The organism is Halorubrum sp. SD690R, from assembly GCF_005435035.1.
In the GTDB taxonomy this organism is placed as follows: domain Archaea; phylum Halobacteriota; class Halobacteria; order Halobacteriales; family Haloferacaceae; genus Halorubrum; species Halorubrum ezzemoulense.
Genome location: NZ_SGTV01000038.1, coordinates 1 through 23,973, shown reverse-complemented (window position 1 = coordinate 23,973; position 23,973 = coordinate 1). Strand labels below are relative to the sequence as shown.

Genomic DNA, 23,973 nt, shown 5'->3' with positions numbered 1-23,973 from the left:
GAAGAGAACTGGGGGGTCTGGAAGAGAACTGGGGGGTCAGGAAGAGAACTGGGGGGTCAGGAAGAGAACTGGGGGGTCAGGAGCGTGAAAAGCCGGACGGGACGGGGAGTGAAGGCGTCACTCGTCGTCGATGCCCCACGCGTCGGGCATTTCGATGACGTACCGGCCGTCCTCTTGAAGCGAGATGATGTACTCCTGTCTGTCGTACAGCTCCATCAGGTTGAGCTCGTACTGGCCGGGGCTGACGATCCGGATGCTCTCGAACTGGTCGTTGAGCTCGTCGCGGAGCGCGTCGATGCCGGGCTTGGACTCCTCGTCGGTCGGCTCCGAGGTCTCGGCGGAGTCGACATCGCGGCTCGCGCGGTCAAGCTCGTCCGGGGACACCACTTCGGATCGCGCGCTCGCCTGTGCCATGTCCTCGTTATTCCGGTCGGCGATCTGTTCCGTACCGTCGGACCCGGTCGTTGATTCGGCGCCCGCCACGGCGTCGTCCGGCGTCGGATCGGCCCGGTCGTCCGGCGTCGCGTCTGTGGCGTTGTCGGGGCCCCGAGCGGCGGCGTCCTCGTCGGACGCCAACGCAACCTCCCCGTCCGCGGTCGGCCGCGTTCCGTCGGACGGCCCCGAGTCGGAGTCGGGCGTCCCGTCCGCTCCGGCGGCGGAGTCGGACGCCTCGTCCGCTTCGGCGGCGGGGCCGGCGTTCTCCGTCGCGTTCGCGGGCTTGAACTGGAACTTGTTCCCGCCGCAGTCGGGGCACCCGGACAGCATCTCCTTGGAGCCGTCGGGGAACGTCCGGCCGCAGGAGGTACACTGGTGGGGCATCTACTTGCGAGAGACGAGCGTGCTGATGAGGTTCTCGTCTTTGTGGAGGGTCTCGATTCTGTTCGCCGGGCCGATCACCGTGAGCTTCTGGGTCGACTCGCGGCCCATCAACTTGTCGAGGAAGCTCTGGTCGCCCGCCTCGGCCTTGGGGTACGTCTCTATCTCGATGCCGGTGAAGTCGTCGGGGCTGATCTCGGTCATCGTCACCTCGATGAGCTTCGACTCCTCGTCGGGGGAGAGCCCCTCTTCGAGGATGACGATGTTTCCCTCGCGGACGCCGTCGAGGATGAGCCGGATCTTCTCCATGCTCGTGAGCCCCTCCATCCGCGCGCCGCTTATCATGTCGATCCGGACGCCGTCGTCGGAGTCGTCGGGATCGTCGGCGGCGTTGACGTTGGCTTTCGGGCCGGCCATTAGCCGAAGTACTCCGCGATCTTGGTGTACACTTCGTCCATGTTGTCGCCCTCCAACGCCGACAGCGGAATCGTCTCGTGTTGCGGGAAGGCGTTCGCGATCTGCTGGACGTCCGATCCCGGCAGGTCAGTCTTGTTCGCGAGAATGAGCGCGGGGAGGTCCTGCGACTCGATGATCCCGATCAGCATCGTGTTCACCTGGGTGAACGGGTCCGACGTCGAGTCGAGCACGTAGATGACGCCGTCGACGTCCTCGCGGAGCCAGTGCATCGCCTCCGCGACGCCCTCGGTCGCCTCGCGCGACCGGCGGACGGCGTCGTCCTTCTCCATGTCGTGGTCCAAGAACTCCTTGTAGTCGACTTTCGTCGTCACGCCGGGCGTGTCGACGATGTCGATGGTGACCGTCCGCCCGTTGCGTTCGATCTCCACGCCCTCTTTCCGGCGGGCCCGGCGAGTCTCGTGGGGGATGTGGCTCTCCGGCCCGACGGCGTCACCCGTCCAGTCGCGTGCGATCCGGTTTGCGAGGGTCGTTTTACCGGCGTTCGGCGGTCCGTAGATCCCGATCCGCTTGGGCTCGTCGGCCGCGAACAGGCCGTCTGTGACCCGCGATATGCTGTCTCTGAGATTCGTGAGCAGTCCCATCCTGACCTCCAGTCCGTGTGTGGTTTACCCGAACACCGCTGTCGTTTCGGACGCCGTTCGATCCGTGCGCTCGACGCCCGTTCGGGGGATTACGGTACGGTCCTCACCGCTCTCACTTAAGAACTGCGTCAGACATCCCCCCCCCGATCCGGAGCATCGGCGCCGGACGAACCCGAAATTCGGCGTCGGGGGTGCGGTTCGGCGGGCGAGAATCGGCTGATGAGAAAGCGCGGTCGCGGGCGGCAGGCGACACCGGATCCCGGGGACCGTCGATCCGCGACCCGGCTCACTCGTCGGGTGTGACCCACTCGTTTGGCGGGTTGAGTGAAACGCCGGTTTAGTTTCGGACGATCGTTTGTTTCTCTGCGGTGATATCGTTTGATCGAGGGGGTAGATCTCGTCAGAGAATAAAAGCGAAGAGTAACCGTATTATCTACCTCACGCGTATCAAATTGGCATGAACGACTCACAGGATGGCCCGGCGAACGAGTCCGTCGAGTCACTGTCGGACGACGCGAACGACGTGGGTTCCGGTGACCGCGGCTCCGACAGGAATCCTCCGCAAGAGCGTTCCGCCATCGGATCCGACAATTCCGACAGATCCGGCAGAGAGACGGGCCCCTCGAAGGATACGAAGGAGGCCATCATAGAGGCGACGTTCCGCGCGCTGAGCAAGCACGGCTACAAGGACCTCCGGATGCGCGATATCGGCGAGGAGATGGACCTCACGCGGCAGGTGATCCACTATCATTTCGACGGGAAGTACGACCTGATGTCTTCGTTCTCGACCCCGAACGGATGAGCCAGTTGGTGACCGACGTTATCCATGCCGCTCGCGGGCGGCGGATCTCGCTCGGTCACGACGACGCCCCGGAGGAGACGCGAGAAGCAATAGACGAGTTCATCTTTGAATCGCTCGAACGGACCGAGTAGTCGAACGGATCAGGCAGTGGGGCAGAGCAAGTAGTCGAACGGATCAGACGATGGGACAGAGAAAGTAGTCGAATGGATCGAGCCAAGTCGGGCCGAAGCGGCGCGAGGTGGTTCGGCGCACAGACATCTGGGGGAGTCCTCTCGACTGTCGTCGCGACGACCGCCGCCATTTCAACTGGACATAGCGTGACCTCCCTGCGGGTACCTGCGACGGCGGACGACGCGGCTCGTCGGTCCCGAGATAATCCTCGGTCGCGGACTGGTTCTCAGTAACTCTTTAGCGTTTTCGCGCCTCTTTTGACAGTTCATCGCCTCTTGCTGTCCGCTTGTTTAAATTTGAGGTGAGACTCTTCTCTCAGTGAGCCGGGTCGGGCAGTCTAGAGACTCGTCTTCAACGTGTGTCGGTGTGGAGTGACGGAAGACGTCATCGCAGTCAGGTTGTCCAACTTCGGCCATCCCTTCGGCTTGGTTCGCTAGGACCACCAGGCGGAACCCGCTGGCGACGAACGTTAGGGTGTTGAGGCGGGTGACACCTGTGGGGACTTCCCGTCCCAGTGCTAACGGCCGGAGAGGGTCCGGATTGGTACTTCTCGCTGGTATCCCCCCCACCCCTTCGTTTCAGGTGGAACCGGGCTCGGCGGTGGGGTGGTGGCCGGTTGAACCGGAGTTGTCCAGGGTTGTCTGTGGGCGGCGAGAAAAATACGACTATAAACAAGATAAAATAACTACAAACATACTAATATATTTTATAGTAGATTGTCGAGGGTACTGTTTTACGCTATGGATATTAAATCTATCTCTGTTACATAGAGCTCTTCGACCCCCTCCCCACCCCTGATCGCTGTTCCACACGAAACGAAGGGGTGGGGGGTCCATTCGAAGAGAACAATCAGTTGGCACTCCAGACCGCGCCCACAACCGAGAGATCGGGAACGACCAACGGAACTCCCAGCCGGATGATTGGTTCCTTCACGGCGACTCCCACTCATTAGGTCGAATGTGGACCGACTGATCCGCCGATGAGACGACCCGTTCGGCGATATCTCGTCAAACGTCGTGGATCTTTCCCGTCTGTCGCTGGGATCACCTCATTTTCTCGACCAGTCTGCCCGGCGATTCGTTCGGTTCGGACGGGGTCTGTCTCCACCTGCTCGCTGGACTAATGGGGACGTTTCAACTCCAGAGAGGAACACTTTTGTACCGTCTCTTCATCTGGTTCGACTGTATCAAGTGGACGCGGTCGATGTCGTATTCGACCGCGAATGCGTATTTCCGACCGGAGACGGCGTGAGAATCGGTTCTCTTGGTCGTCTCCACCTGAAACGGAGGGGTTCACATGGACGAAGGCGATCACACACCGCGGGCTGACGACGGCACTGATCAGACCGACGACGATGACTCGGTCGACGACGACTCGGACCGTAGCGACGGCTCCGCGTCCGATATCGCTGATCTGAACTCCGATGGCCCGCCCGAGACCGGTTCCGACTTCGGTGACGACCCCGACCGTGACGCCGACTCCAGTGAGGACTCCGACCGCGACTCGGGATCCCGTTCCGTATCCGACCCGGTAACGGACGCCGGACCCGAAACCGCGGAGATCGACAACGGCAGTCGCGACCGATCGTCGCCCGACGTCGACTTCGACGGCGTCGTCCTCGACGACGACGACAATCAGGGCCTGTTCGACGACCTCCTCTCCGGCGAGCCGATCTTCGAGAACAAGGAGGTCCTCCGGCCCTCGTACACCCCGCACGAACTCCCGCATCGGAACGACCAAATCAACCGGATGGCGACGATCCTCGTCTCCGCGCTCCGCGGCGAGACCCCTTCGAACATCCTCATCTACGGGAAGACGGGAACCGGGAAGACCGCCTCGGCGAAGTTCGTCTCGCAGGAGCTCGAGTCCACCTCGCAGAAGTACGACGTACCCTGCGAGGTCGAGTACATCAACTGCGAGGTGACCGACACCCAGTACCGCGTCCTCGCCCAGCTCGCGAACACGTTCATCGAGGAGAACCAAGCGGTGATCGCCGATCAGCTGGAGCGACTCGAAGGCCTCCGCGCGGACGCGACGGACGCCGACGAGACGGCCGGCCGCGACGCGGCCGCCGCCCTCGCCGACACCGAGTTCGACTCGATCGAGGACCTCGACGACCGTATCGAGACGCTGGAGGACGACGCCGACGAGATGGAGGAGGTCCCGATGACGGGGTGGCCGACCGACCGCGTCTACTCGACGTTCTTCGAGGCGGTCGACTACCACGAGCGCGTGGTCGTGATCATGCTCGACGAAATTGACAAGCTCGTCGAGAAGAGCGGCGACGACACGCTCTATAACCTCTCGCGGATGAACTCCGAGCTCAACCGCTCGCGCATCTCCATCATGGGGATCTCGAACGATCTCAAGTTCACCGACTTCCTCGACCCCCGCGTCAAGTCGAGCCTCGGCGAGGAGGAGATCGTTTTCCCGCCGTACGACGCTAACCAGCTCCGCGACATCCTCCAGCACCGTGCCGACACGGCGTTCAAGCCCGACGCGCTCACCGACGACGTGATCCCCCTCTGCGCCGCCTTCGCCGCGCAGGAACACGGCGACGCGCGCCGGGCGCTCGACCTCCTCCGCACCGCGGGCGAACTCGCCGAGCGCTCGCAGGCCGAGATCGTCGCGGAGAAGCACGTCCGGCAGGCGCAGGACAAGATCGAACTCGACCGCGTTGTCGAGGTCGTCCGCACCCTCCCGACACAGAGCAAGATCGTCTTATTCGCCGTGATCCTCCTGGAGAAGAACGGCGTTCACAACATCAACACCGGCGAGGTGTTCAACATCTACAAGCGGCTCTGTGAGGAGATCGACGCCGACGTGCTGACCCAGCGGCGCGTCACCGACCTCATCAGCGAACTCGACATGCTGGGGATCGTCAACGCCGTCGTCGTCTCCAAGGGCCGCTACGGGCGAACGAAAGAGATGGGTCTCTCCGTGCCGGTCGAGGAGACCGAGGCGGTCCTCCTGTCCGACTCTCGGCTCGGCGACATCGAAAACGCGCAGCCGTTCGTTCAGGCGCGGTTCGACAACTGACGCCGACCGCGCCGCCTCTGACACGTCTGATGTCGGCGCGTCGCGTCCGCAGTTACCCCGCGGCCGAGAAACCCGACGACGCCGGAGAGAGGCTACTTCCGACCGTCCGCGCTATCGCCTCGTTCAGCTCTACCTGCCCCGTCGCGACCAGCCGGATGTAGCCGAGATACGGGACTCGGACCCGCGCCACCCCGTTCACCCACTCCGCTCTGACGGGCGGCGAGAGCCCGCTGGCCTGGTCGTAGGCCCCGTTGTTGTCCCCCAGCGTGATGTAGCCGTCGTGCGGCGCCGGGCAGTTGGCGAGCGACTCGCAGTCGACGGCGTTGTGATACCGATCGTCGGCGCGGTCGTACCAGTTCTCTCCCTCGGTCACGTGGAACCTAGCCCGGTGGATGATGGGCGATCCGGTCCGACCCGGGGGCGTGTATATCATCACGGAGCCGTAGGATCCGAACGTCCGGTAGTCGACCTCCTGACCAACCTCGTGCGTGACGACGCCGACGCCGTTCTCGGCCGCGTCCGGCGCCAAGCGTCCCGGCTCGGTGACGAACACGAGGTCGCCGACCTGCATGTTCGGCTCCATGCTCCCCGACTCGACCGCGACCATGGGTGGCCACACGCCACTCACGCCGAACAGCAGCAGCCCAACCAGAAGGACGACGGCGACGCTCGACAGCATCTCGCGGATCCACATCAGCGCGCCCTCCCGGTCGTGACGGAATCGATACAGGAACGACTCGTCCGGGTCGCCGTCCGACGATCTTGTCGATCCGAGGCCCGCCTTGGTAGCGATATCCTCGCCGTCGCGAGGGGCCTCGTCGTGAGAGTCGGCGCCGTGAGACGCACCGTCGTGAGCGTCGGCGCGATCGGGCTCGCCCGGCTGCTCGGCCTCGGGCCGAGAACCGGGCTCGGGCCGAGAACCGGGCTCGGGCTCAGTGTCAGGTGCGTCGCCGCCCGCTCCGTCGGACGCTTCGTCTTCTAACTCGTCAGAAACGCCGCCTCCTCCGTCGTGAGCCGTTGCCGATTCGCTTCGGTTCCGCTCGTCTCGATCGGCCGACTCGTCGCCGTCTGTCGGCCGATCCCCTTCATCCATTACGACGCGTTTGGGGGGTTTCGCTCATAAGCTTCCGGGTCTCGGGAGTTCCCCTACCTCCTGACTCCGGCTCCGACTCCAGCCGACGCCTCCGGAACGGTTTTGCCCGTGACCCCACTTTCGAGTGTCGTGCCGCTGGAGTCGAACGCCCGGATCGCGAAAGCCCTCGCCGAGCGCGGCTACAACGCCGAACGCGAGGCGGTCACCTTACTCGCGGGCGCGACGGACCCGACCGCGGCGATCGCGGCCACCGTCGACCGCGCCCCGGACGAGGCGCTTCGGATCACCGCCGACCACGTCCGCGAAGCGATCGACCACTCCAATAAATCGGCCGCTCCCCCGGACGAAACCGGACAATCTCCAGTCGAAACGAAGGGGTCATCAGCCACCGAACCCGGCGCGACCGAGACCGTCGCCGACCCAGTGACGACCGACGGCGCTTCGGCTATGGATGTCGATACGGGGGCCGCTAGCGACCCCGCGACGGCCGACACCCCAACCGTCGACCCCACGACTACCGATTCACCGACTGCCGACCCCACGACTACCGATTCACCGACTGCCGACTCCGCGACCGCCGCCGATACCTCACGTGATCTCGACCTGCGCGATCTGGAGGTCGGCAACGACATGACCGGCCGCAGCACGGGAACCGGCGAGTACAGCGACTTCGTCACGACGTTCCGCGACCGCTACGAGCGGCTCTCGAAGGTCCTCCGCGGCCGCGTCAACCACCGACCGGCCGAAGCGATCGCGAACATGCCCGGCGGTAGCGACGCCGCGATGATCGGCCTCATCAACGACGTGCGCTCCACGAAGTCGGGCCACTGGCTGGTCGAACTGGAGGACACCACCGGGACGTTCCCCGCCCTCGTGATGAAGGACAAGGGGCTCGCGGACGTCGTCGACGAAATCCTGTTGGACGAGTGCGTCGCGGTCGAGGGGACGCTCGCCGACGACGCCGGGATCCTCTTCGCGGACTCGCTCCACTTCCCGGACGTCCCCCGGACGCACAACCCTGGCGGCGCCGACCGTCACGTCCAGGCCGCGCTGATCTCCGATGTCCACGTCGGCAGCGACGAATTCATGGCCGACGCGTGGCACAGCTTCGCGGACTGGCTCCACACGCCCGAGGCCGACCCCGTCGAGTACATCCTGCTCGCGGGCGACATGGTCGAGGGCGTCGGCGTCTACCCGGACCAGGACGAGGAGCTGGATATCGTCGACATCTACGAGCAGTACGAGGCCTTCGCGGAACACCTCAAGGAGGTACCGGCGGACACCGAGATCGTGATGATCCCGGGCAACCACGACGCGGTCCGGCTCGCGGAGCCGCAGCCCGGGTTCAACGACGAGATCCGCGCGATCATGGACGTCCACGACGCGCGGATCGTCTCGAACCCGGCGACGGTCTCCGTCGAAGGCGTCGAGGTGCTGATGTACCACGGCGTCTCGCTCGACGAGGTGATCGCGGAGCTCCCGGAAGAGAAGGCGAGCTACGACGAGCCGCACAAGGCGATGTACCAGCTGCTGAAGAAGCGTCACGTCGCGCCGCAGTTCGGCGGGCACACCCGCGTCGCGCCGGAGGAGCGCGACTACCTCGTCATCGAGGACGTGCCCGACGTGTTCCACACCGGCCACGTCCACAAGCTCGGTTGGGGAAAGTATCACAACGTCCTCGCGGTCAACTCCGGCTGCTGGCAGGCCCAGACCGACTTCCAGAAGTCAGTCAACATCGACCCCGACGCCGGCTACGCGCCGATCCTCGACCTCGACACGCTCGACATGACGGTCCGGAAGTTCTCGTAAATCGGCCGGAACGAACGAGCCCCTCCCAACCGCTATCGATCGATCTCTACCCGCCCGCTCGTCGCGTCGTTGAGCCGCTCGCGGAGCGCGTCGACCTGCGCGACGGGCACTCGGAGGTCGAACCGAACCCGCTCGCCGTAGTCGGCGTCGAACTCGACGCCGGACGACTCGATCACCCCCCGGACCGTCCCCGAGTCGTCGTACTCGGTCTCGACGACCAGACTTCGGTGCGGGCGCTCCTCGGTCACTCCCGCCGCGTCGACACCCTCCTTCACGGCGCGCGAGTAAGCGCGCGCGAGCCCCCCGACTCCGAGGTTCGTCCCGCCGTAGTAGCGCGTCACCACCGCGGCGACGTTCCGGATCTCGCGCTGCTGGAGGACGTTCAGGGCCGGTTTCCCGGCGGAGCCGGTCGGCTCCCCGTCGTCTGACGAGTACTCCCTGAGCATCGGTTCCGACCCCCGAGCGCGCTCGGACGGCTCGCCCGCGGGAACCCGGTACGCGGGCACGTTGTGGGTCGCGTCGGCGTACTCGTCTCGGACTGCCTCGACGAACGACTCCGCCGCTTCGACCGTGTCGACCGGCGCGACGTGGCCGAGGAACTCCGACCCCTGGACCTCGAACCGCGCCGTCGCGCGCTCGGCGACGGTCCGGTACGCGTCGGTCACGGCGTCCCCTCGTCGGCCTCCGGCTCTCCTTCGGCTCCGTCCGCCTCGCGACGCTCGACGACCACGCTCGTCGGCGGCGCGAGCCGGAACAGCGCGAGGTAGGCGGCGAATCCGACGACTTCGACGATCACCGCGACGACCGCGAGCGGCTCCGCCGCCAGCGCCGCGGCCGCGCCCGTCCCGTGCCACGCGAGGAACCCGCCGAGGAACGTCCCGAGCGTTCCCGCGCCGAGCGCGTACAGTCGGCGGTACTCGCCGGCCCGCAGCGTCGCGACCGCGACGGCCACCGTGAGCGCGCTCCCGGCGACGAACAGGTACGGGCGGGCGTCCGGGGGCGAGCCGAGCCGCGGCCACGCCCATAGGAGGTGGACCGCCGCGGCGACGACCGCGGCCTGGACGGCGACCCACCGGAGGAGGCGTTTTCTCGGGGTGTCGCGGCCGGCGGCCCCCTCATCTCGACTCGGGTCCGCCCCGCCTAGCGCGGTGTCAGCGCTCATCGAGTCCTCACTCCCACGGGTGGTTCCCGCGCGCGTCCGGCCACAGCGGGTACCAGTACGACTCGTCGTCCTCTAAGCCGAGCTCGCCGTCGAGGACCGACTGGAGCTTGAACTCGACCTGCTGGCTCCGGTCGTTCGTCCCCCGCGGCGCGAACGGATAGTACGCGCCGCGCCGGAACGAGTAGATCCAGTAGGCCGGGCCGTCGTCGTTCTCGAAGCCGAACACGGCCGCGAGCAGCCGCGACCCGAACCCCTCCTCGATGAACTGGTCGGCCGCGAAGTGGACGCTCGTGACGAGGTCCTCGGGGTCGTCGTCCTCGAGGACGAACCACTGGTACCCGTGGTCGTCCTCGTACCGGTGGAAGCCGGTGCCGGTGTCGATCTCGCCGGCCTTTAGGATCGACTCGACGCTCTCGACCGCGTCGTCGAAGCGAGTGCTGTCCATGCCGGAGAAACACAGCGCGGCCTCGCCGCAGTGGTCGTACCCGAGGTCCGCCTGCATCGTCAGATACGCGGTCGACATCCCGAAGAGGTCCTCGGGGTCAGCCTCGCGGGTCGCGTCGGTCTCGGCGCTGGTCCCGAGCACGGCCCGGATCGTGTCGAAGATACCCATCTGCTCCCCGCTACGTGCGGCGGGGTTTAGGGCGTTTCTCTCGGGTCCGCCGTCGCTGGCCCCTCGATTACTCCTCGCCGACGCCTTCGACTACTCCTCGCCGACGTCCGCCGCCGGAATCTCGTCGACGTGGTCAAGATACGTCAACACTCCTCTAACGTTCAGCCCCGTGTTCGCCCGCGCTCGCTCGCGAGTCCAGTAGTCGACGTTGCGACTCGCCGCCTCGAAGTGTTCGACCACCGGGTTGTCGTCGTCGAGCTCCGCGCGCTTCTGCCGGACCGCCTCCACCCACTCGACGTACGCCCGCTTCGCCTCACCGATCAGCGTCGACTCGTAGCTCCGGGGTCCGAAGTGTCCGAAGCAGACCGTGTCGGGGTCGAGCCGCTCGATCAGCCGGAGGTCCTCGAGGCACTGCTCTAGGTCGAACTGCGGCGGCGGGGTCGTCGGCACCACGTCGTCGACCTCTGGGACGTAGATCCCGGCGGCGTCGGCGGTGAAGACCACGTCCGCCTCCGGCTCGTGGTAGACCGCGTGGTGGGGGGCGTGCCCGGGCGCGTCGTGGACGATCAGCTCGCGGTCGCCCAGATCGATCCGGTCTCCGTCGGCGACGCCCGCGATCCGGTCTTCCGGGACGGGCTCCGGCTCCGCGTAGTACGTCCACTGCCCCTCGACCGCCGACTTGGTTCCCGCGACGAGCGCCTCGGGGTCGACGAGGTGTCTGACTCCCTCCTCGGGCACTCGGACCTCCGCGTTCGGGTAGCCCTCGGCGAGGTAGCCCGCCCCGCCGGCGTGGTCGAGGTGGGCGTGGGTCGGGAGGATCCACGCGAGCTCGTCGCGGTCGATGCCGATCGCCTCGATGCTCTCGAAGAGGGCCTCTCGGTTCGCCCCCGTCCCGGTGTCTATCACGATCGGTCGCTCGGCGTCGTACACGTAGACGGCGCCGTACTCGTCGGTAGCGAACATCCCGGTGTCGTGGACGTACAGGTCCTCGACGCCCCGGACCGGTTCGAACTCGCCTGCGCGCATACCGGACGAGGGACCCGGGGGCACTTCTAGCGATCGGTCCGCAGGCCGACCGCGACGCTCAGCGCCGGGTCTCACGGGTCGGCGGCGATCGCGCGGGCCGGGGCTTATGGTCGCGCCGCCCGAGGGGACGGTATGCGAGTGCTCGTCACCGGTGCGACCGGGTTCGTCGGGAGCCGCCTCGTCCCGACGCTCCTCTCGCGCGGCCACGGCGTGGTCGCGCTCGTCCGCGACGCCGACGGCTACGCGGCGCCCGAGGGGGTCTCCGTGGTCGAGGGGGACCTCTTGGAACCGGACACGCTCCCCCCGGCGTTCGAGATCGACGGCGAGACGGTCGACGCCGCGTACTACCTCGTCCACTCGATGGACGGCGGCCCGGGATACGAGGAGCGGGACCGTAACTGCGCGACCAACTTCGCGGCGGCGGCCTCGGCCGCGGGGATCGAACGGATCGTCTACCTCGGCGGGCTCGGTGAGGACCGCGAGGACCTCTCCGAACACCTCCGGTCCCGACGCGAGGTCGAGCGGATCCTCGCGGAAGGCGACCCGGCGCTCACGGCCCTCCGGGCCGCGATCATCATCGGCGCCGGCAGCGCCAGCTTCGAGGTGATCGCGGGGCTCGCGCGGCGGCTTCCGGTGATGGTCACCCCGAAGTGGGTAGACACGCTGTGCCAGCCGATCGCGGTCGCCGACGTGGTCGCGTACCTCGCCGGCGTCCTCGCCGCGCCCGAGACCGCCGGCGAAACGCTCGAGATCGGCGGGCCGGAGGTGTTGACCTACGCGGAGATCCTCCGCCGGACCAGGCGACAGCTCGGCGGTGGGCTTCGCATCGTGCGGGTCCCGGTGTTGAGCCCGGGCCTGTCCGCCCGTTGGCTCCGGCTCGTCACCAACGTGAACCCGTACCTCGCGCGGTCGCTCGTCGAGGGGCTCCGGAACACCGTGATCGTCGAAGACGATCGGATCCGGGACCTCGTCCCGATCGAACGCACGTCGTTCGAACTCGCGGTCGCCCGGGCGCTGACCGACTCGCCGAACGCGCAGCGCCCGTGGCTGACGACGCTCCGGGGGATCCGCCCGTGAGCCGCGAGTACGGAGAGACGTGGGTGTACGAGAGCCTCGTCGGCGGCATCCCCGGGCTCGGGATCTCCCGGACGCTGGCGGTCGCGCTCCAGTTCGTGATCTTCGAGGTGGGCGTGGTGGCGCTCGGGTGGTACTACGGGGTCTGGAACGCCGTGGCCGCCGGGACGGTCGCCGTCGTCGTCGCCGCGGTCGGCAGCGTCGAGATGCACCGCTTGGGCGCGAAGAACCGCCTGCTCGGAACCCCTCCGGAACACAAGCGGCTGCTGTTCGGGTCGAGCATCGAGATCGTGTTGGGCGTGCTGGCGTTCATCGCGCTGGTGACGTACCTGTTCGCGTGGGACGGGACCCTCATCAACCGCCTGTTCGGCGCGGACCCGCCGATTCCCGTCGTCTACCTCACGCTGCTCGTCCTTTGGGACCTGACGTACCGCATCGGGACCTCGTGGTGGAGCGCGGTCGTCGCCCTGTGGCGCGCCGTCCACGTCGACCTCCCGTCCGAGGAGCGGGCGACCGTCCGCCGGCTCGACGCCGAGAACATCGGCTTCTCGCTCGTTCAGCTCGCGCTCGTCCCGTTCTTACTCTCCGAGCCCGTGCTGCTCGGCGCGGTGGTGGGGCACGTCATCGCGGTCGCGCTCGTCTGCGGCGCGGCGATCCTGCTCACGTGAGACGCGGTCGCTATCGGCAGCGAGTCCGGTACAATAACACGGCCGGTATCGAGAGCGCGACCGCTATCGGCGTTCGAGAACGGAATTAAAAGGCGCGGCGTCGCCGCGGCCGCGTCACTTCCCCTGAAGCTCTTCGAACTTGTCGAGGAGTGCCTCCGTGGAGTCGCCCGAGTCGTAGGTCAGGGAACCGGAGTACTCGGGCCGCTCCGCGTCGAAGTCGGCGTCGACTTCGCTGGTCTTCTTCTCGCGACGCTCGTGTTCGGCCTCGTCATAGGCACCCATTGACATGGTACGACCACACTTGGCCGTTTCCTGTAATATACCTGTCGGTAAACGTATCATAGATAATGAAGGTTCGGCCACGTCCACCGGAATCGATTAACCCCGCGACGTGATACCAAACGCCCGTGGCCCAACCCCTCCGATTCAGGCGCTCACCCGGCCGGTGGACCGCGGACCGGGTCCGGTCGCAGCTCGGCCGTCCCCTCGACGAGAACCTCGGGTCGACCGCCGGGGACCCGTGGTTCGCGCCGCCGCCCGACTACGAGGCGCGGCGGTTCGACATGGACGACGACTCCTTCGCGCTGTTCTGCTGGACCGACGACGACGCCGACCCGCCGGCCGGCGCCGAGGGCGGTCCCGTCGGGTACTGGCTGGGCAACACGGAGACGCCGAGCGAGCTCTGGCGGACGGACAAGTACGGGTTCGATGAGGCGCCGTATCCCGTTTCTCGGTGGGCACAGCGGGAGCTGCTCGCCGGCCTCCACGACGACGAGCCGTGGCTGGCGGAGTACCCCCACGTCTCGTGGTTCTTTCTCCCCGTGTTCTGCTCGAAGGACGGCGCGGAGACGAGCCGGGCGTTCTTCCGCGACCACGCGGCTGGGTTCCCGGACGCGACCCGCGACGCCGGGACCGGGTTCGTCGAGGAGACCCTCCGGCCTGGGGTGCTCGACGACTACCGCGAGACGATGGCCGGGAAGCTCGGTACCTCCGCCTCGCGGGACCTCGTCCGGATGAGCGCGGCCATCGCCGAGTTCACCGCGGCCCGGATCCTCGCGGACGCGGGGTACGAGGTCACCCCGGAGATCGAGGTGACGACGGGACACTCGCTCGACTTCCGCGCGACGGAGCCCGACACCGGGACCGGTCACCTCGTCGAGGTCACGCGCCCGCAGCCGACCGCGGGGCGGTCCGCGAACGATCCGGTCGCCGCCGTCCGCGACACCGCCGAGACGAAGACCAGCGGACAGCTCGCGGCCCACGCCGGCGGCGTCACGCTGTTCGTCGACTGCTCGTCGTTTCCCGCCGACGAGTGGGCCGCCGTGCGTGAGGCCGAACCCGCGGTCCGTCACAAGCCCGCGGTCGTCTACCGCGCCGAGCCGGACGGGTCGATCGAGGGCTATCGGAAGGGGTCGGTCCCGCTCGACCTCTCCGGGGTCGTCGACGGCGTCTCGTAGCCTCGCGGGGTTCCGCCGAGCCGAGCTCTCTCCCTCGCAGCGGATCGGCGACGCTCCGCGATCGAGTTCCGAAAAAACGTGCGTGGATCCCGCGCGGTTCGCCGCCTCAGAACGAGACGGGCGAGGGCCCGTCCTCCGCGTCGGTGGTCGGGTCGCGGTCCGAGTAGAACCGGCGACCGACGCCGCGGTGACAGACGCCGGCCCGGAGCGTGGTGAACACGTCCTCCGCGTCTTCGAACGTCTGATCGCCGAACCGCTCCAAGACGTCGCCGAGCCGCTCGGACCCGTTCGCGAGCTCTACGGTCGCGTTTCCGTGAGCCGCGATGATCTCCTCAGAGGTGGTCGGGTACTGGTGCCGTTCGAGTCGGTCGTCGACGCCGTTCAAGCGCATCAACAGTAGGGAGCCGCCAGCAGTTCTTAATGATTGTCCATGTACGACCTTAGTCGGAGGGGATACCTTATATTGCCTTATATCGGGCCTGCTCCGGTTCGACGGCCCGGCCCGATCGGTCCCCTCGAACCGCCGTCGATTAGTGGCGCGCCCGACTACTCGCCGGTATGCCCGCCGCCTCTGACGACCGCGTCGTCGCCGACCTCCACGCCCACACGACCCTCTCGGACGGCACGATGACGCTCGACGAAGTCCCCGCGGCCGCCCGCGAGGCCGGCGTCGACTGGGTCGCCGTCACCGACCACGACAGCGTTCACCCCGAGATAGACGCGCCAGTCGTCGAGCGCGACGGCGTCCGGATCGTCCGCGGGATCGAACTCCGCGTCGACGCCGGGTTCGGGCGGCTCGATCTTCTCGGCTACGGCGTCGAACACACCGACGCGCTCGACGCGGAGATCGACCGTCTCCAGCGCGACCGCCGAGAGCGCGGCGCCGCCATCCTCGACGCGGTCGAGGAGCGACTGGGCGTCGACCTCGACATCGAGCCCCGCGCCGGGCTGGGGCGACCGCACATCGCGCGGGCGATCGACGAGTCGGAGGCCCCCTACGACTACGCCGGGGCGTTCGACGAGCTGATCAGGAACGACGGTCCGTGTTACGTCGCGCGCGACGTGACGCCGCTCGACGAGGGGCTCGACCTCCTCGACGACGCCTGCGCGCTCGTCGGCCTCGCTCACCCGTTCCGGTACGAGCGCGTCGACGAGGCGCTCGACGTCGCCCGCGAGTCGGCCGCGATCGACGCGGTCGAGCGCTTCTACCCCTACGGTCGCGCCGTCGACGACTCGCGGATCGACCGCCTCGCCGCCGAGGCCGACCTGCTCAGAACGGGCGGGACGGACGCGCACGAGCGGACGCTCGGCGTCGCGGGCTTGACGGCGTCGGCGTTCGAGCCCGTCCGCGATCGGCTCCCCGAGGCGGTCCCGACAGACGGGTCCGCGACGGGCGACTCCGCTGCCGCGGCGACGCCCGACGAACAGGATTAAGCCCGCGCCGGACCGAGGGCCGGGTATGCGGTGTCACTACTGCGACCGGGAGGCCACGTACGAGGCGGAGCAGGGCGGCGTGGTCGTCGGCCTCTGCGAGTCCCACTTCAAACAGCGCGTCGAGGAGCTCGCCGAGTCGGACGAGCTCGCGGAGCTCCGCGACCGGATCGACGTCGAGTCCTCCGAGTAATCGGCCGGAGACGAACGCTAAAAGTCGGCGGGACCCGAACAACCGGTATGGACCTCACGGACCGGCCCCGCCGCCTCCGGACCGACGGCGTTCGCCCGCTCGTCGCCGAGACCGACCTCTCCGCGTCGGACCTCGTTGCCCCCGTCTTCGTCGACGCCACGACCGACGAGCGCGTCCCGATCGAGACGATGCCCGGCCACGAGCGCGTGCCGGTCGACGAGGCGGTCGACCGGGTCGCCGAGGTCAGCGACACCGGCGTCGAGGCCGTCATCCTCTTCGGCGTCCCCGAGTCGAAGGACGCGTCCGGGAGCCGGGCGTACGCGGACGACGGCGTCGTCCAGCGCGCGATCCGCCGGATTTCCGCCGAGACCGATGTCACCGTCATCGGCGACGTCTGCCTCTGTGAATACACCGAGCACGGACACTGCGGCGTGATCGAGGAGAGCGCCGAGTCGGATCCGACGCTCACCGTCAAGAACGACGAGACGCTGGACCTGCTGGCGCGCACCGCAGTCTCGCAGGCCGACGCGGGCGCCGACGTGGTCGCTCCCTCCGCGATGACCGACGGGCAGGTAAAAGCGATCCGCGAGGCGCTCGACGCGGCGGGCCACGAGGAGGTGGCCATCCTGAGCTACGCGGCGAAGTACGAGTCCGCCTTCTACGGCCCCTTCCGCGACGCGGCCGACGGCGCCCCCGCGTTCGGTGACCGACGCCACTACCAGATGGACCCCGCGAACCGCCGCGAGGCGCTCCGAGAGGCCCGCCTCGACGCCGAGCAGGGCGCCGACGTGCTGATGGTGAAACCCGGCCTGCCCTACCTCGACATCGTCGGCGACCTCCGGCGAGAGTTCGACCGTCCCATCGCGGCGTACAACGTCTCCGGCGAGTACGCGATGCTCCACGCCGCCGCGGAGAAGGGGTGGCTCGACCTGGAGGCGACCGCGCTGGAGTCGCTCACGGCGCTCAAGCGCGCGGGCGCGGACCTCATCATCACGTACTTCGCCGAGGACGTAGCCGATCAGTTATAAATAGACTCGGGCAGGAGTCGACGCGTTTCCCGACTATCCACCTCGGCGCGCGCCTCCGAGCGGTCGCCACTGGCGGCCGCGAGGAGCGCGTGCGATGGAGTCGCGAAAGGAGGCCGACGAGGCCGGGGAGGCGTGAGGCCGCGGGGCGGGGCTTCGGCGGTGTTCGCTCAGATCGAGACACCGGCTGTTGTTTATACGCAACCAATCGAGCGACCGGAACTGCTCACACCACCTGCTCGCCGTCGTCGTCGTACACCTCGATGGCGTCGACCGGGCACGAGCGCGCCGCGAACTTCGCGTCGAGCTCCTCGCCGTCGGGCACCTCGACGACGAACAGGTCCTCGTCCTCCTCGGTACTCCCCGCTAAGTCGGCCTTTCCGTCGTTCAGGTCCTTCTCGAAGGCGTCCCACTCGGCGACGCACTGGTACATCCCGACGCAGGTGTCGCGGTCGAACTCGACGTACATGCTCACCTGTTCGGCGAGCCGATACAAAGCGGTGACGACGAGACGTGTAGGGCTCCGGCTGGTTCTGATTCGATGACTGACTCGGATTCGACGGTCAATCCTCGGTAACTACCTCCGAAGCCCCGACCTCGTCGCTCGCTTCGCTCCCGACTCCAGCAAGAATCGAAGATGCTCCGGCAGCCGGCGCGCAGCGCCGGCGACCTCGCGCGCGCGACTCACAGCCTGACGGCTGTTCGTCGGCACACGTCCTGACGGCTGTTCGTCGGCACGCGTCACCGCAACCCATCTCCGACACCGACCTCCCCCCTCGGTTTCCAACGGCCGACCGCCCTTCTTAAGCGTCGCAGGCACCGATTGCCGCGTATGACCACGGTCTGGCTCGTTGACCGGCAGTTCGACTCGAAGGGGCTCGTGCGGCTCACCTACGCCACTGAGGACGGCAAGCGGATACACACGAAGGAGCTGGCCGAACAGCGGCTCGTCACCGGTGGCGGGATCACCGCCGGCCGCGAGGTCGACGAGACCGCGTTGGGGGAGACGCCCGCGGACGAGGTCGAGCGGTTCGCGACGGAGGCGTCGAAGATGGCGGCCGACCACGACCTCGACGACACGGTCTGAAGCGCTCGGCGTGCGCCGATGTCCCGCACAACCGAGCCCGTTAAGGGGGAACCGGCGGAACGTGTGACCGAAATGCCCAGTGGTGAGTACGACCCCGACGCCGTCGAGCCGCGCTGGCAGCGGCGATGGGTCGACGAGGAGACGTACGCCTATTCCGACGACGACCCGGTCGACCCGAACACCGTCTTCTCTATCGACACGCCCCCGCCGACGGTATCGGGCAGCCTCCACATGGGCCACCTGTACGGGTTCACCCTCCAGGACTTCGTCGCGCGCTTCGAGCGGATGAACGGTGGGGAGACGTTCTTCCCGTTCGGTTACGACGACAACGGCATCGCCTCCGAGCGGCTCACGGAGGACGAGCTCGACATCCGGCATCAGGACTTCGAGCGGCGCGAGTTCCAAGCGAAGTGCCGGGAGGTCTGCGCCGACTACGAGGAGCAGTTCACCGAGAACGTCCAATCGCTCGGCGTGTCGGTCGACTGGAACCACACGTACCAGACGATCGAACCCCGCGTCCAGCGCGTCTCGCAGCTGTCGTTCGTCGACCTGTACGAGCAGGGCCGGGAGTACCGCGAGAAGGCCCCCGCGATCTGGTGTCCCGAGTGCGAGACCGCCATCTCGCAGGTCGAGACCGAGGACGACGAGCAGGCCAGCCACTTCAACGACATCGCGTTCCCCGTCGCCGGACGCGACGGGAACGACGAGGTCGCCGACGAGTTCGTTATCTCGACGACGCGGCCCGAACTCCTCCCCGCGTGCGTCGCCGTCTTCGTCCACCCGGACGACGACGAGAACCAGGACCTCGTCGGCGAGTCCGCGGAGGTCCCGCTGTTCGGCCACGAGGTGCCGATCATCGCCGACGAGCGCGTCGACATGGAGACCGGCTCCGGCATCGTGATGTGCTGTACGTTCGGCGACCAGAACGACATCGAGTGGTACCAGGTCCACGACCTCGACCTCCGGGTCGCCATCGACGAGTCCGGCCACATGACCGACCTCGCCGGGGAGTACGAAGGGCTCCACGCCGACGAGGCGGGCGAAGCGATCGTCGAAGACCTCGACGAGGCGGGCGCGCTGCTCGACCGCCGCGACATCACCCACACGGTCAACGTCCACGAGCGCTGCGGGACGAGCGTCGAGTTCCTCGTCACCGAGCAGTGGTACATCGAGATGCTCGACAAGACGGACGAGTACCTCGAGATCGGTCGCGAGATGGACTGGTCGCCCGAGAAGATGTTCACCCGGTACGAACACTGGGTCGAGGGGCTCCAATGGGACTGGCTCATCTCCCGTCAGCGGTCATCCGGAATCCCGTTCCCGGTGTGGTACTGCGAGGGCTGCGGCGAGGAGGTCATCGCCGAGAAGGCCGACCTCCCGGTCGACCCCCTGTCGGATGACCCGCCCGTCGACGCGTGCCCCGAGTGCGGGCACGACGCCTTCCAGCCGGAGGACGACGTGCTCGACACGTGGGCCACCTCCAGCCTCACGCCCCTCGTCAACGCCGGCTGGGACTGGGACGACGAGGCCGAGGAGTTCACGATGGAGCGCCCGGAGCTGTACCGGTTCGACCTCCGACCGCAGGGCCACGACATCATCAGCTTCTGGCTGTTCCACACCCTCGTCAAGTGCTACGAGCACACCGGCGAGGTCCCGTTCGAGGAGACGATGATCAACGGCCACGTCCTCGACGAGAACCGCGAGAAGATGTCGAAGTCCGTTGGCAACGTCGTCGAGCCCGAGGCGGTCCTCGAGGAGTTCCCCGTGGACGCCACGCGCTACTGGGCGGCCGGCACCGCCGTCGGCGACGACTTCCCGTTCAAGGAGAAGGACCTCCGCGCGGGCGAGAAGCTGATCCGGAAGCTGTGGAACGCCTCGAAGCTCGTCGAGTCGCTCGCGCCGGAGCCGTTCCCGGCCGAGCCCGAGGGAGGCCTCCGCGAGCTCGACCGCTGGCTCCTCGCCGAGCTCGACGCCGAGGTCGAGCGGCTCACCGAGCTCCTCGACGACCGCGCGTTCTCGAAGGCCCGCGACGAGCTCCGGAGCTTCTTCTGGAACACGTTCTGTGACGATTACCTCGAGATCGCGAAACAGCGCGAGGACGACGCGGCGGCGTACACCCTCCGCACCGCGCACCGACGGTTCCTGAAGCTGTTCGCCCCGCTCCTTGCGCACGTTACCGAGGAGCTGTGGCACGACATGTACGCCGACGCGGTCGACGGGGCCACACCCGAAGGGGTCTCGCTCGCCGACGGTGCGAGCGACTCGATCCACCTCGCCGACTGGCCCGAGCCGCTCGGAATCGAGGCCGACCGCGACGCCGGGACCGCCGCCACCGCCGTCGTCGGCGCGCTCCGGAAGTACAAAAGCGAGAATCAGCTCCCTCTCACCGCCGCGCTCGACGCGGTGGAGGTGTACGCCGACGTGCGGGGCTTCGAGGACGACATCACCGGCGTGATGCACGTCGACGACCTCGCGGTCCACCCCGACGGCGACGCGCCCGTCGAGACGGTGATCACGGGCATCGACCTCGACTACGCCACCGTCGGCCCGAAGTACGGCGATCAGGTCGGGGACATCGAGGCCGCTCTCGCGCAGGGGGAGTACAAGATCGACGGCGACGAACTTCACGTCGCGAGCGTCACGCTGGTCGACGACGAGTTCGCGGTCGAAGAAGAGCGGCAGTACCAGGGAGAGGGTGAGCTGCTTCAGGCCGACGACGTCGTCGTCATCGTGCGTAACGAGGCGTAGCCCGCCCTCCCCTTCCGCTTCTCGACCCGCTCACAGGTCCGCGCCGACCGCGTCCTCGATCGAGTCGAACTCGTCGCGTTCGAGCAGTTCGAGCAGTCCCTCGTTGATGTCGCGCGCGAGGCTCGGCCCCTCGTAGACGAGCCCCGTGTATAGCTGGACGAGCGAGGCGCCGGCCCGTATCTTCTCGTAGGCGCCCGCGGCGTCTGAGATCCCTCCGACACCGATCACCGGCACGTCCGTGCGCACGGCGACGAACCGCACCCGATCCGTCGCGAGCGATTCGATCGGCTTCCCCGAGAGGCCGCCGCGTTCCGCTCGGTTGTGACTCCGCACCGAGTCCGGCCGCGATGTCGTCGTGTTGGTCGCGATGACGCCGTCCAGATCGAGGTCGTCGACGACCCCGAGCGCGTCTTCGACCGCTGGCTCCGGAAGATCCGGGGAGAGTTTCACGAGGAGGGGGTCTGCGCCCGCGTCGTCCAGCGTCCCGAGGATCCGCTCCAGCGCGTCGCGGTTCTGGAGCTCGCGGAGTCCCGGCGTGTTGGGACTGGAGACGTTGACGACGAAGTAGTCGCCCGCGTCCGCGACGCGCTCGTACGTGTACAGGTAATCGTCCGGGGCGTCCTCGAGCGGTGTCGACTTCGACTTCCCGATGTTGATCCCGACCGGCACGTCCGGGAGCGGGTCGCGATCGAGCCGCTCGCCGACCACGTCAGCGCCCTCGTTGTTGAACCCCATCCGATTGACGAGCGCCTCGTCCTCGCGCAAGCGAAACAGCCGCGGACGGGGGTTCCCGGGCTGCCGCTCGGCGGTGACGCCGCCGACTTCGACGTGACCGAACCCGAGGGACGACAGCGCCCGCGGCACGTGTGCGTTCTTGTCGAAACCGGCGGCGACACCCACTGGATTCGGGAATTTCGACCCGAACGCGTCGACCGCGAGCCGCTCGTCGCCGACCACGTACCGCTCGGCGAGCGCGGCGGAAACCGGAGTCCCCTGAACGCCGCCGAGGAGTCCGTGGATCAGTCCGTGTGCGGTCTCCGGCGGCAGCCGGAACAGTGCTGGCTTCAACAGGTCATACGCGCCCATCGTGCGTGTCTCGTCACGAGCGACAATCAATCCGCCGACCGCAGTCCGCGTCGCGACCGCTCGGCGGCGTCCTTGCCGACGAAAATCCCGCGGGTCCGCGTCAGAAGTCGTGTTCGAGCTGCTCCGGGTTCGCGTCCGCCTTCTGGATGATTATCTTCCCGTCTCGGACTCGGACGAACACCTCGTCGCCGATTTCCATGCCGGCGACGGCGAGTTCGTCCTCGTGAAGGTTCACGTGGACGTTGTGGTACTCCCCCTCGTCGTCCTTGGCGCCACTGGGGCTGAGCTTCTTTTTGCGGACCATCGCGGGTGTACTTGTCGCACTTCGCCATAGCAGATACATAAGTGTTGTTTACGCGTATTCGTATGCCCGACGAGCCAACCGCGCGGGTGCGTCGTCGGCTCTCTTGGCCGATCGACTCCCCGGCTAGTCGACCGACTGGCAACTCCCCCCCGACTGTTCGTATGAACACCGTCTCGCGCTCGCCGTCCGCCTGAAATCCTCCGGGGGTCGGTCAACTCGTCTCGTCGGCGTTCCAAACCGCTAGCAGCGGCCGAGATAGTATATAAATATTGTGCCGCACAGCTTTCATTTCCCCGATATATTTATTACACACTGTGTGCTGGTGTCACATGGAGGCAAAACCATGGTACGTGAAGACGGTAAGCGAAACTTTGCCCTTCGAGAGGAAGACGGATCAGAACCGAGTGAGTTCTCGGGGAACATGCCGCGTCAGGCGGCACTCAAGGCGGCTCGAACGCTCGAGCCGGCGCCTTCGGAGGAGGAGGCGCAACGAACGACGCTCCGTCTCCGTGAAAAGGGGACGCAGAAAGTCCACGAGTACGAGGGCTGGGCGTGGAAGGACAACGCCCCCGAGGTCGACGAGGCGGACGACGACTTCTGGCTCAACGACCTCAACGACATCACTAAGGCTAACGTCTCGAAGCAGGGCATCGAGTACCTCGACGAGGAGTAGCTCCCGGACGCTCCGGTTCCGATCTCTCGTTTTCGGTACTGCTCAACCGGAACAGTCCGGGCTTGATCACTACACCAGCACAGAGAACTCGTCTCGGATAGACGCTGCCGCACATCGATTCGATCCGGTCAGTTATCACTGTTTTACGCCATGAAACCGCATGACGTAGTGGAGTTGGTTCGACGGGGTTAAGTATACCCCGGCCATTCGAAGAAATGCGAAGAACGCAACGCGGACTCGGGCCGTTCAACTCGGCCCGGTTTCGCTGGACCCGTACCGTTTCGATGGGTTTATGACCCGTCGTCCGGTACGTTCAGGTCCGCGAAGGATGAGGATCGCGCCCCCTGCGCTCCGGCGTAAGCGGCGATCTGATGTGAGCCGTGGTCGTTCGGTGTCATCCAAGCCGCTGGATGGACCGGACACCACACAGACCAATGCAATGGTGTGTCAACCTTCGTCTCAAACGAAGTTGACACCCGCCAACACCCCCTTCGGGCCGGGAATCAGGCTCGAAGGATACTCATTCCGGTTGATCCTGCCGGAGGCCATTGCTATTGGGATCCGATTTAGCCATGCTAGTCGCACGAGTTCAGACTCGTGGCGAATAGCTCAGTAACACGTGGCCAAACTACCCTTCG

At 66.9% G+C, this 23,973-nt stretch carries 24 protein-coding genes, 1 rRNA gene and 1 pseudogene; 13 read left to right on the top strand and 13 right to left on the bottom strand.

What is annotated here, in order from left to right; genetic code table 11:
- Positions 1 to 117 precede the first annotated feature (117 nt).
- The 3 genes from EXE41_RS16335 to EXE41_RS16325 are packed head-to-tail and all read right to left on the bottom strand — an operon-like array spanning position 118 to position 1,874.
- Entirely contained in the window at positions 118 to 819 is a 702-nt protein-coding gene (locus tag EXE41_RS16335) for a Zn-ribbon containing protein (protein WP_137691528.1), read from the bottom strand.
- The gene (locus EXE41_RS16330) at positions 820 to 1,233 is read right to left on the bottom strand and encodes a DUF2073 domain-containing protein (protein WP_049931967.1); all 414 of its coding nucleotides are present in this window, start codon (positions 1,231 to 1,233) and stop codon (positions 820 to 822) included.
- Positions 1,233 to 1,874 carry an Era-like GTP-binding protein gene (locus EXE41_RS16325; protein ID WP_049931966.1) on the bottom strand — a complete coding sequence of 214 codons (642 nt, stop codon included), beginning with the start codon at positions 1,872 to 1,874 and terminating at the stop codon, positions 1,233 to 1,235. The genes EXE41_RS16330 and EXE41_RS16325 overlap by 1 nt, the downstream gene beginning before the upstream one ends.
- A 457-nt stretch (positions 1,875 to 2,331) precedes the next feature.
- Here EXE41_RS16325 and EXE41_RS16320 point away from each other — a divergent pair.
- Both EXE41_RS16320 and EXE41_RS16315 read left to right on the top strand, forming a co-directional pair.
- Positions 2,332 to 2,807: pseudogene (locus EXE41_RS16320) on the top strand (TetR/AcrR family transcriptional regulator).
- Positions 2,808 to 4,143: 1,336 nt separating this feature from the next.
- Positions 4,144 to 5,886 carry a Cdc6/Cdc18 family protein gene (locus EXE41_RS16315; RefSeq protein WP_137691527.1) on the top strand — a complete coding sequence of 581 codons (1,743 nt, stop codon included), beginning with the start codon at positions 4,144 to 4,146 and terminating at the stop codon, positions 5,884 to 5,886.
- Between the two features lie 52 nt (positions 5,887 to 5,938).
- Here EXE41_RS16315 and EXE41_RS16310 read toward each other — a convergent pair whose 3' ends face one another.
- Complete coding sequence (locus tag EXE41_RS16310; protein ID WP_094519511.1) at positions 5,939 to 6,979, bottom strand: S26 family signal peptidase; 1,041 nt, start codon at positions 6,977 to 6,979, stop codon at positions 5,939 to 5,941.
- A 129-nt stretch (positions 6,980 to 7,108) separates the two neighbouring features.
- Here EXE41_RS16310 and EXE41_RS16305 point away from each other — a divergent pair, with 129 nt between their 5' ends.
- Entirely contained in the window at positions 7,109 to 8,788 is a 1,680-nt protein-coding gene (locus EXE41_RS16305; protein ID WP_137691526.1) for a DNA-directed DNA polymerase II small subunit, read from the top strand.
- Positions 8,789 to 8,820: 32 nt separating this feature from the next.
- Here EXE41_RS16305 and EXE41_RS16300 read toward each other — a convergent pair whose 3' ends face one another.
- The 4 genes from EXE41_RS16300 to EXE41_RS16285 form a co-directional block, all read right to left on the bottom strand.
- A complete protein-coding gene (locus tag EXE41_RS16300; protein ID WP_137691525.1) occupies positions 8,821 to 9,453 on the bottom strand; it encodes a YigZ family protein in 633 nt (210 codons plus the stop codon).
- Positions 9,450 to 9,950 (bottom strand): hypothetical protein, encoded by a 501-nt coding sequence (locus EXE41_RS16295; RefSeq protein ID WP_137691524.1) that lies wholly within the window; start codon positions 9,948 to 9,950, stop codon positions 9,450 to 9,452. Before EXE41_RS16295 ends, EXE41_RS16300 begins: the two co-directional genes overlap by 4 nt.
- 7 nt (positions 9,951 to 9,957) lie before the next feature.
- Positions 9,958 to 10,563, bottom strand: a complete 606-nt coding sequence (locus EXE41_RS16290) for a hypothetical protein (RefSeq protein WP_137691523.1) — start codon at positions 10,561 to 10,563, stop codon at positions 9,958 to 9,960.
- A gap of 90 nt (positions 10,564 to 10,653) precedes the next feature.
- On the bottom strand, positions 10,654 to 11,589 hold the full coding sequence (locus tag EXE41_RS16285) for an MBL fold metallo-hydrolase (RefSeq protein ID WP_137691522.1): 936 nt from the start codon (positions 11,587 to 11,589) through the stop codon (positions 10,654 to 10,656).
- A gap of 132 nt (positions 11,590 to 11,721) precedes the next feature.
- Between EXE41_RS16285 and EXE41_RS16280 the strand changes: the two genes are divergently transcribed.
- Together EXE41_RS16280 and EXE41_RS16275 are read left to right on the top strand one after the other, a co-directional pair.
- Entirely contained in the window at positions 11,722 to 12,666 is a 945-nt protein-coding gene (locus EXE41_RS16280) for an NAD(P)H-binding protein (RefSeq protein ID WP_137691521.1), read from the top strand.
- Entirely contained in the window at positions 12,663 to 13,331 is a 669-nt protein-coding gene (locus EXE41_RS16275) for a hypothetical protein (protein ID WP_049932142.1), read from the top strand. The genes EXE41_RS16280 and EXE41_RS16275 overlap by 4 nt, the downstream gene beginning before the upstream one ends.
- A 114-nt stretch (positions 13,332 to 13,445) precedes the next feature.
- Here the strand turns inward: EXE41_RS16275 and EXE41_RS19400 are convergent, their stop codons facing one another.
- On the bottom strand, positions 13,446 to 13,613 hold the full coding sequence (locus EXE41_RS19400) for a DUF5786 family protein (protein ID WP_004599209.1): 168 nt from the start codon (positions 13,611 to 13,613) through the stop codon (positions 13,446 to 13,448).
- Positions 13,614 to 13,738: 125 nt separating this feature from the next.
- Here EXE41_RS19400 and EXE41_RS16270 point away from each other — a divergent pair, with 125 nt between their 5' ends.
- Complete coding sequence (locus EXE41_RS16270) at positions 13,739 to 14,788, top strand: DUF5784 family protein (RefSeq protein WP_049931952.1); 1,050 nt, start codon at positions 13,739 to 13,741, stop codon at positions 14,786 to 14,788.
- Between the two features lie 106 nt (positions 14,789 to 14,894).
- Here the strand turns inward: EXE41_RS16270 and EXE41_RS16265 are convergent, their stop codons facing one another.
- Positions 14,895 to 15,179, bottom strand: a complete 285-nt coding sequence (locus tag EXE41_RS16265; protein ID WP_008585525.1) for a hypothetical protein — start codon at positions 15,177 to 15,179, stop codon at positions 14,895 to 14,897.
- Between the two features lie 167 nt (positions 15,180 to 15,346).
- Between EXE41_RS16265 and EXE41_RS16260 the strand changes: the two genes are divergently transcribed.
- The 3 genes from EXE41_RS16260 to hemB are packed head-to-tail and all read left to right on the top strand — an operon-like array spanning position 15,347 to position 17,440.
- Entirely contained in the window at positions 15,347 to 16,222 is an 876-nt protein-coding gene (locus EXE41_RS16260) for a PHP domain-containing protein (RefSeq protein ID WP_137691520.1), read from the top strand.
- A gap of 25 nt (positions 16,223 to 16,247) precedes the next feature.
- Positions 16,248 to 16,412, top strand: a complete 165-nt coding sequence (locus EXE41_RS19395) for a DUF6757 family protein (RefSeq protein WP_167373086.1) — start codon at positions 16,248 to 16,250, stop codon at positions 16,410 to 16,412.
- Between the two features lie 47 nt (positions 16,413 to 16,459).
- Positions 16,460 to 17,440, top strand: a complete 981-nt coding sequence (gene hemB / locus EXE41_RS16255) for a porphobilinogen synthase (RefSeq protein ID WP_049931948.1) — start codon at positions 16,460 to 16,462, stop codon at positions 17,438 to 17,440.
- A gap of 223 nt (positions 17,441 to 17,663) precedes the next feature.
- On the opposite strand, the gene EXE41_RS16250 is transcribed toward hemB, so the two are convergent.
- Positions 17,664 to 17,906 carry a ferredoxin gene (locus tag EXE41_RS16250; protein ID WP_049931946.1) on the bottom strand — a complete coding sequence of 81 codons (243 nt, stop codon included), beginning with the start codon at positions 17,904 to 17,906 and terminating at the stop codon, positions 17,664 to 17,666.
- A gap of 363 nt (positions 17,907 to 18,269) precedes the next feature.
- Between EXE41_RS16250 and EXE41_RS16245 the strand changes: the two genes are divergently transcribed.
- Positions 18,270 to 18,524, top strand: a complete 255-nt coding sequence (locus EXE41_RS16245; RefSeq protein ID WP_049931944.1) for a hypothetical protein — start codon at positions 18,270 to 18,272, stop codon at positions 18,522 to 18,524.
- Positions 18,525 to 18,596: 72 nt separating this feature from the next.
- On the top strand, positions 18,597 to 21,272 hold the full coding sequence (locus EXE41_RS16240; protein WP_094553311.1) for a valine--tRNA ligase: 2,676 nt from the start codon (positions 18,597 to 18,599) through the stop codon (positions 21,270 to 21,272).
- Positions 21,273 to 21,302: 30 nt separating this feature from the next.
- On the opposite strand, the gene EXE41_RS16235 is transcribed toward EXE41_RS16240, so the two are convergent.
- Together EXE41_RS16235 and EXE41_RS16230 are read right to left on the bottom strand one after the other, a co-directional pair.
- A complete protein-coding gene (locus EXE41_RS16235; protein ID WP_137691519.1) occupies positions 21,303 to 22,358 on the bottom strand; it encodes a quinone-dependent dihydroorotate dehydrogenase in 1,056 nt (351 codons plus the stop codon).
- Between the two features lie 100 nt (positions 22,359 to 22,458).
- Positions 22,459 to 22,662, bottom strand: a complete 204-nt coding sequence (locus tag EXE41_RS16230) for a hypothetical protein (RefSeq protein ID WP_049931938.1) — start codon at positions 22,660 to 22,662, stop codon at positions 22,459 to 22,461.
- A 343-nt stretch (positions 22,663 to 23,005) separates the two neighbouring features.
- On the opposite strand from EXE41_RS16230, the gene EXE41_RS16225 reads away from it, so the two are divergent.
- The gene (locus tag EXE41_RS16225) at positions 23,006 to 23,335 is read left to right on the top strand and encodes a non-histone chromosomal MC1 family protein (RefSeq protein WP_049931936.1); all 330 of its coding nucleotides are present in this window, start codon (positions 23,006 to 23,008) and stop codon (positions 23,333 to 23,335) included.
- A 522-nt stretch (positions 23,336 to 23,857) separates the two neighbouring features.
- Positions 23,858 to 23,973, top strand: a 16S ribosomal RNA gene (locus EXE41_RS16215); the annotation flags it as partial.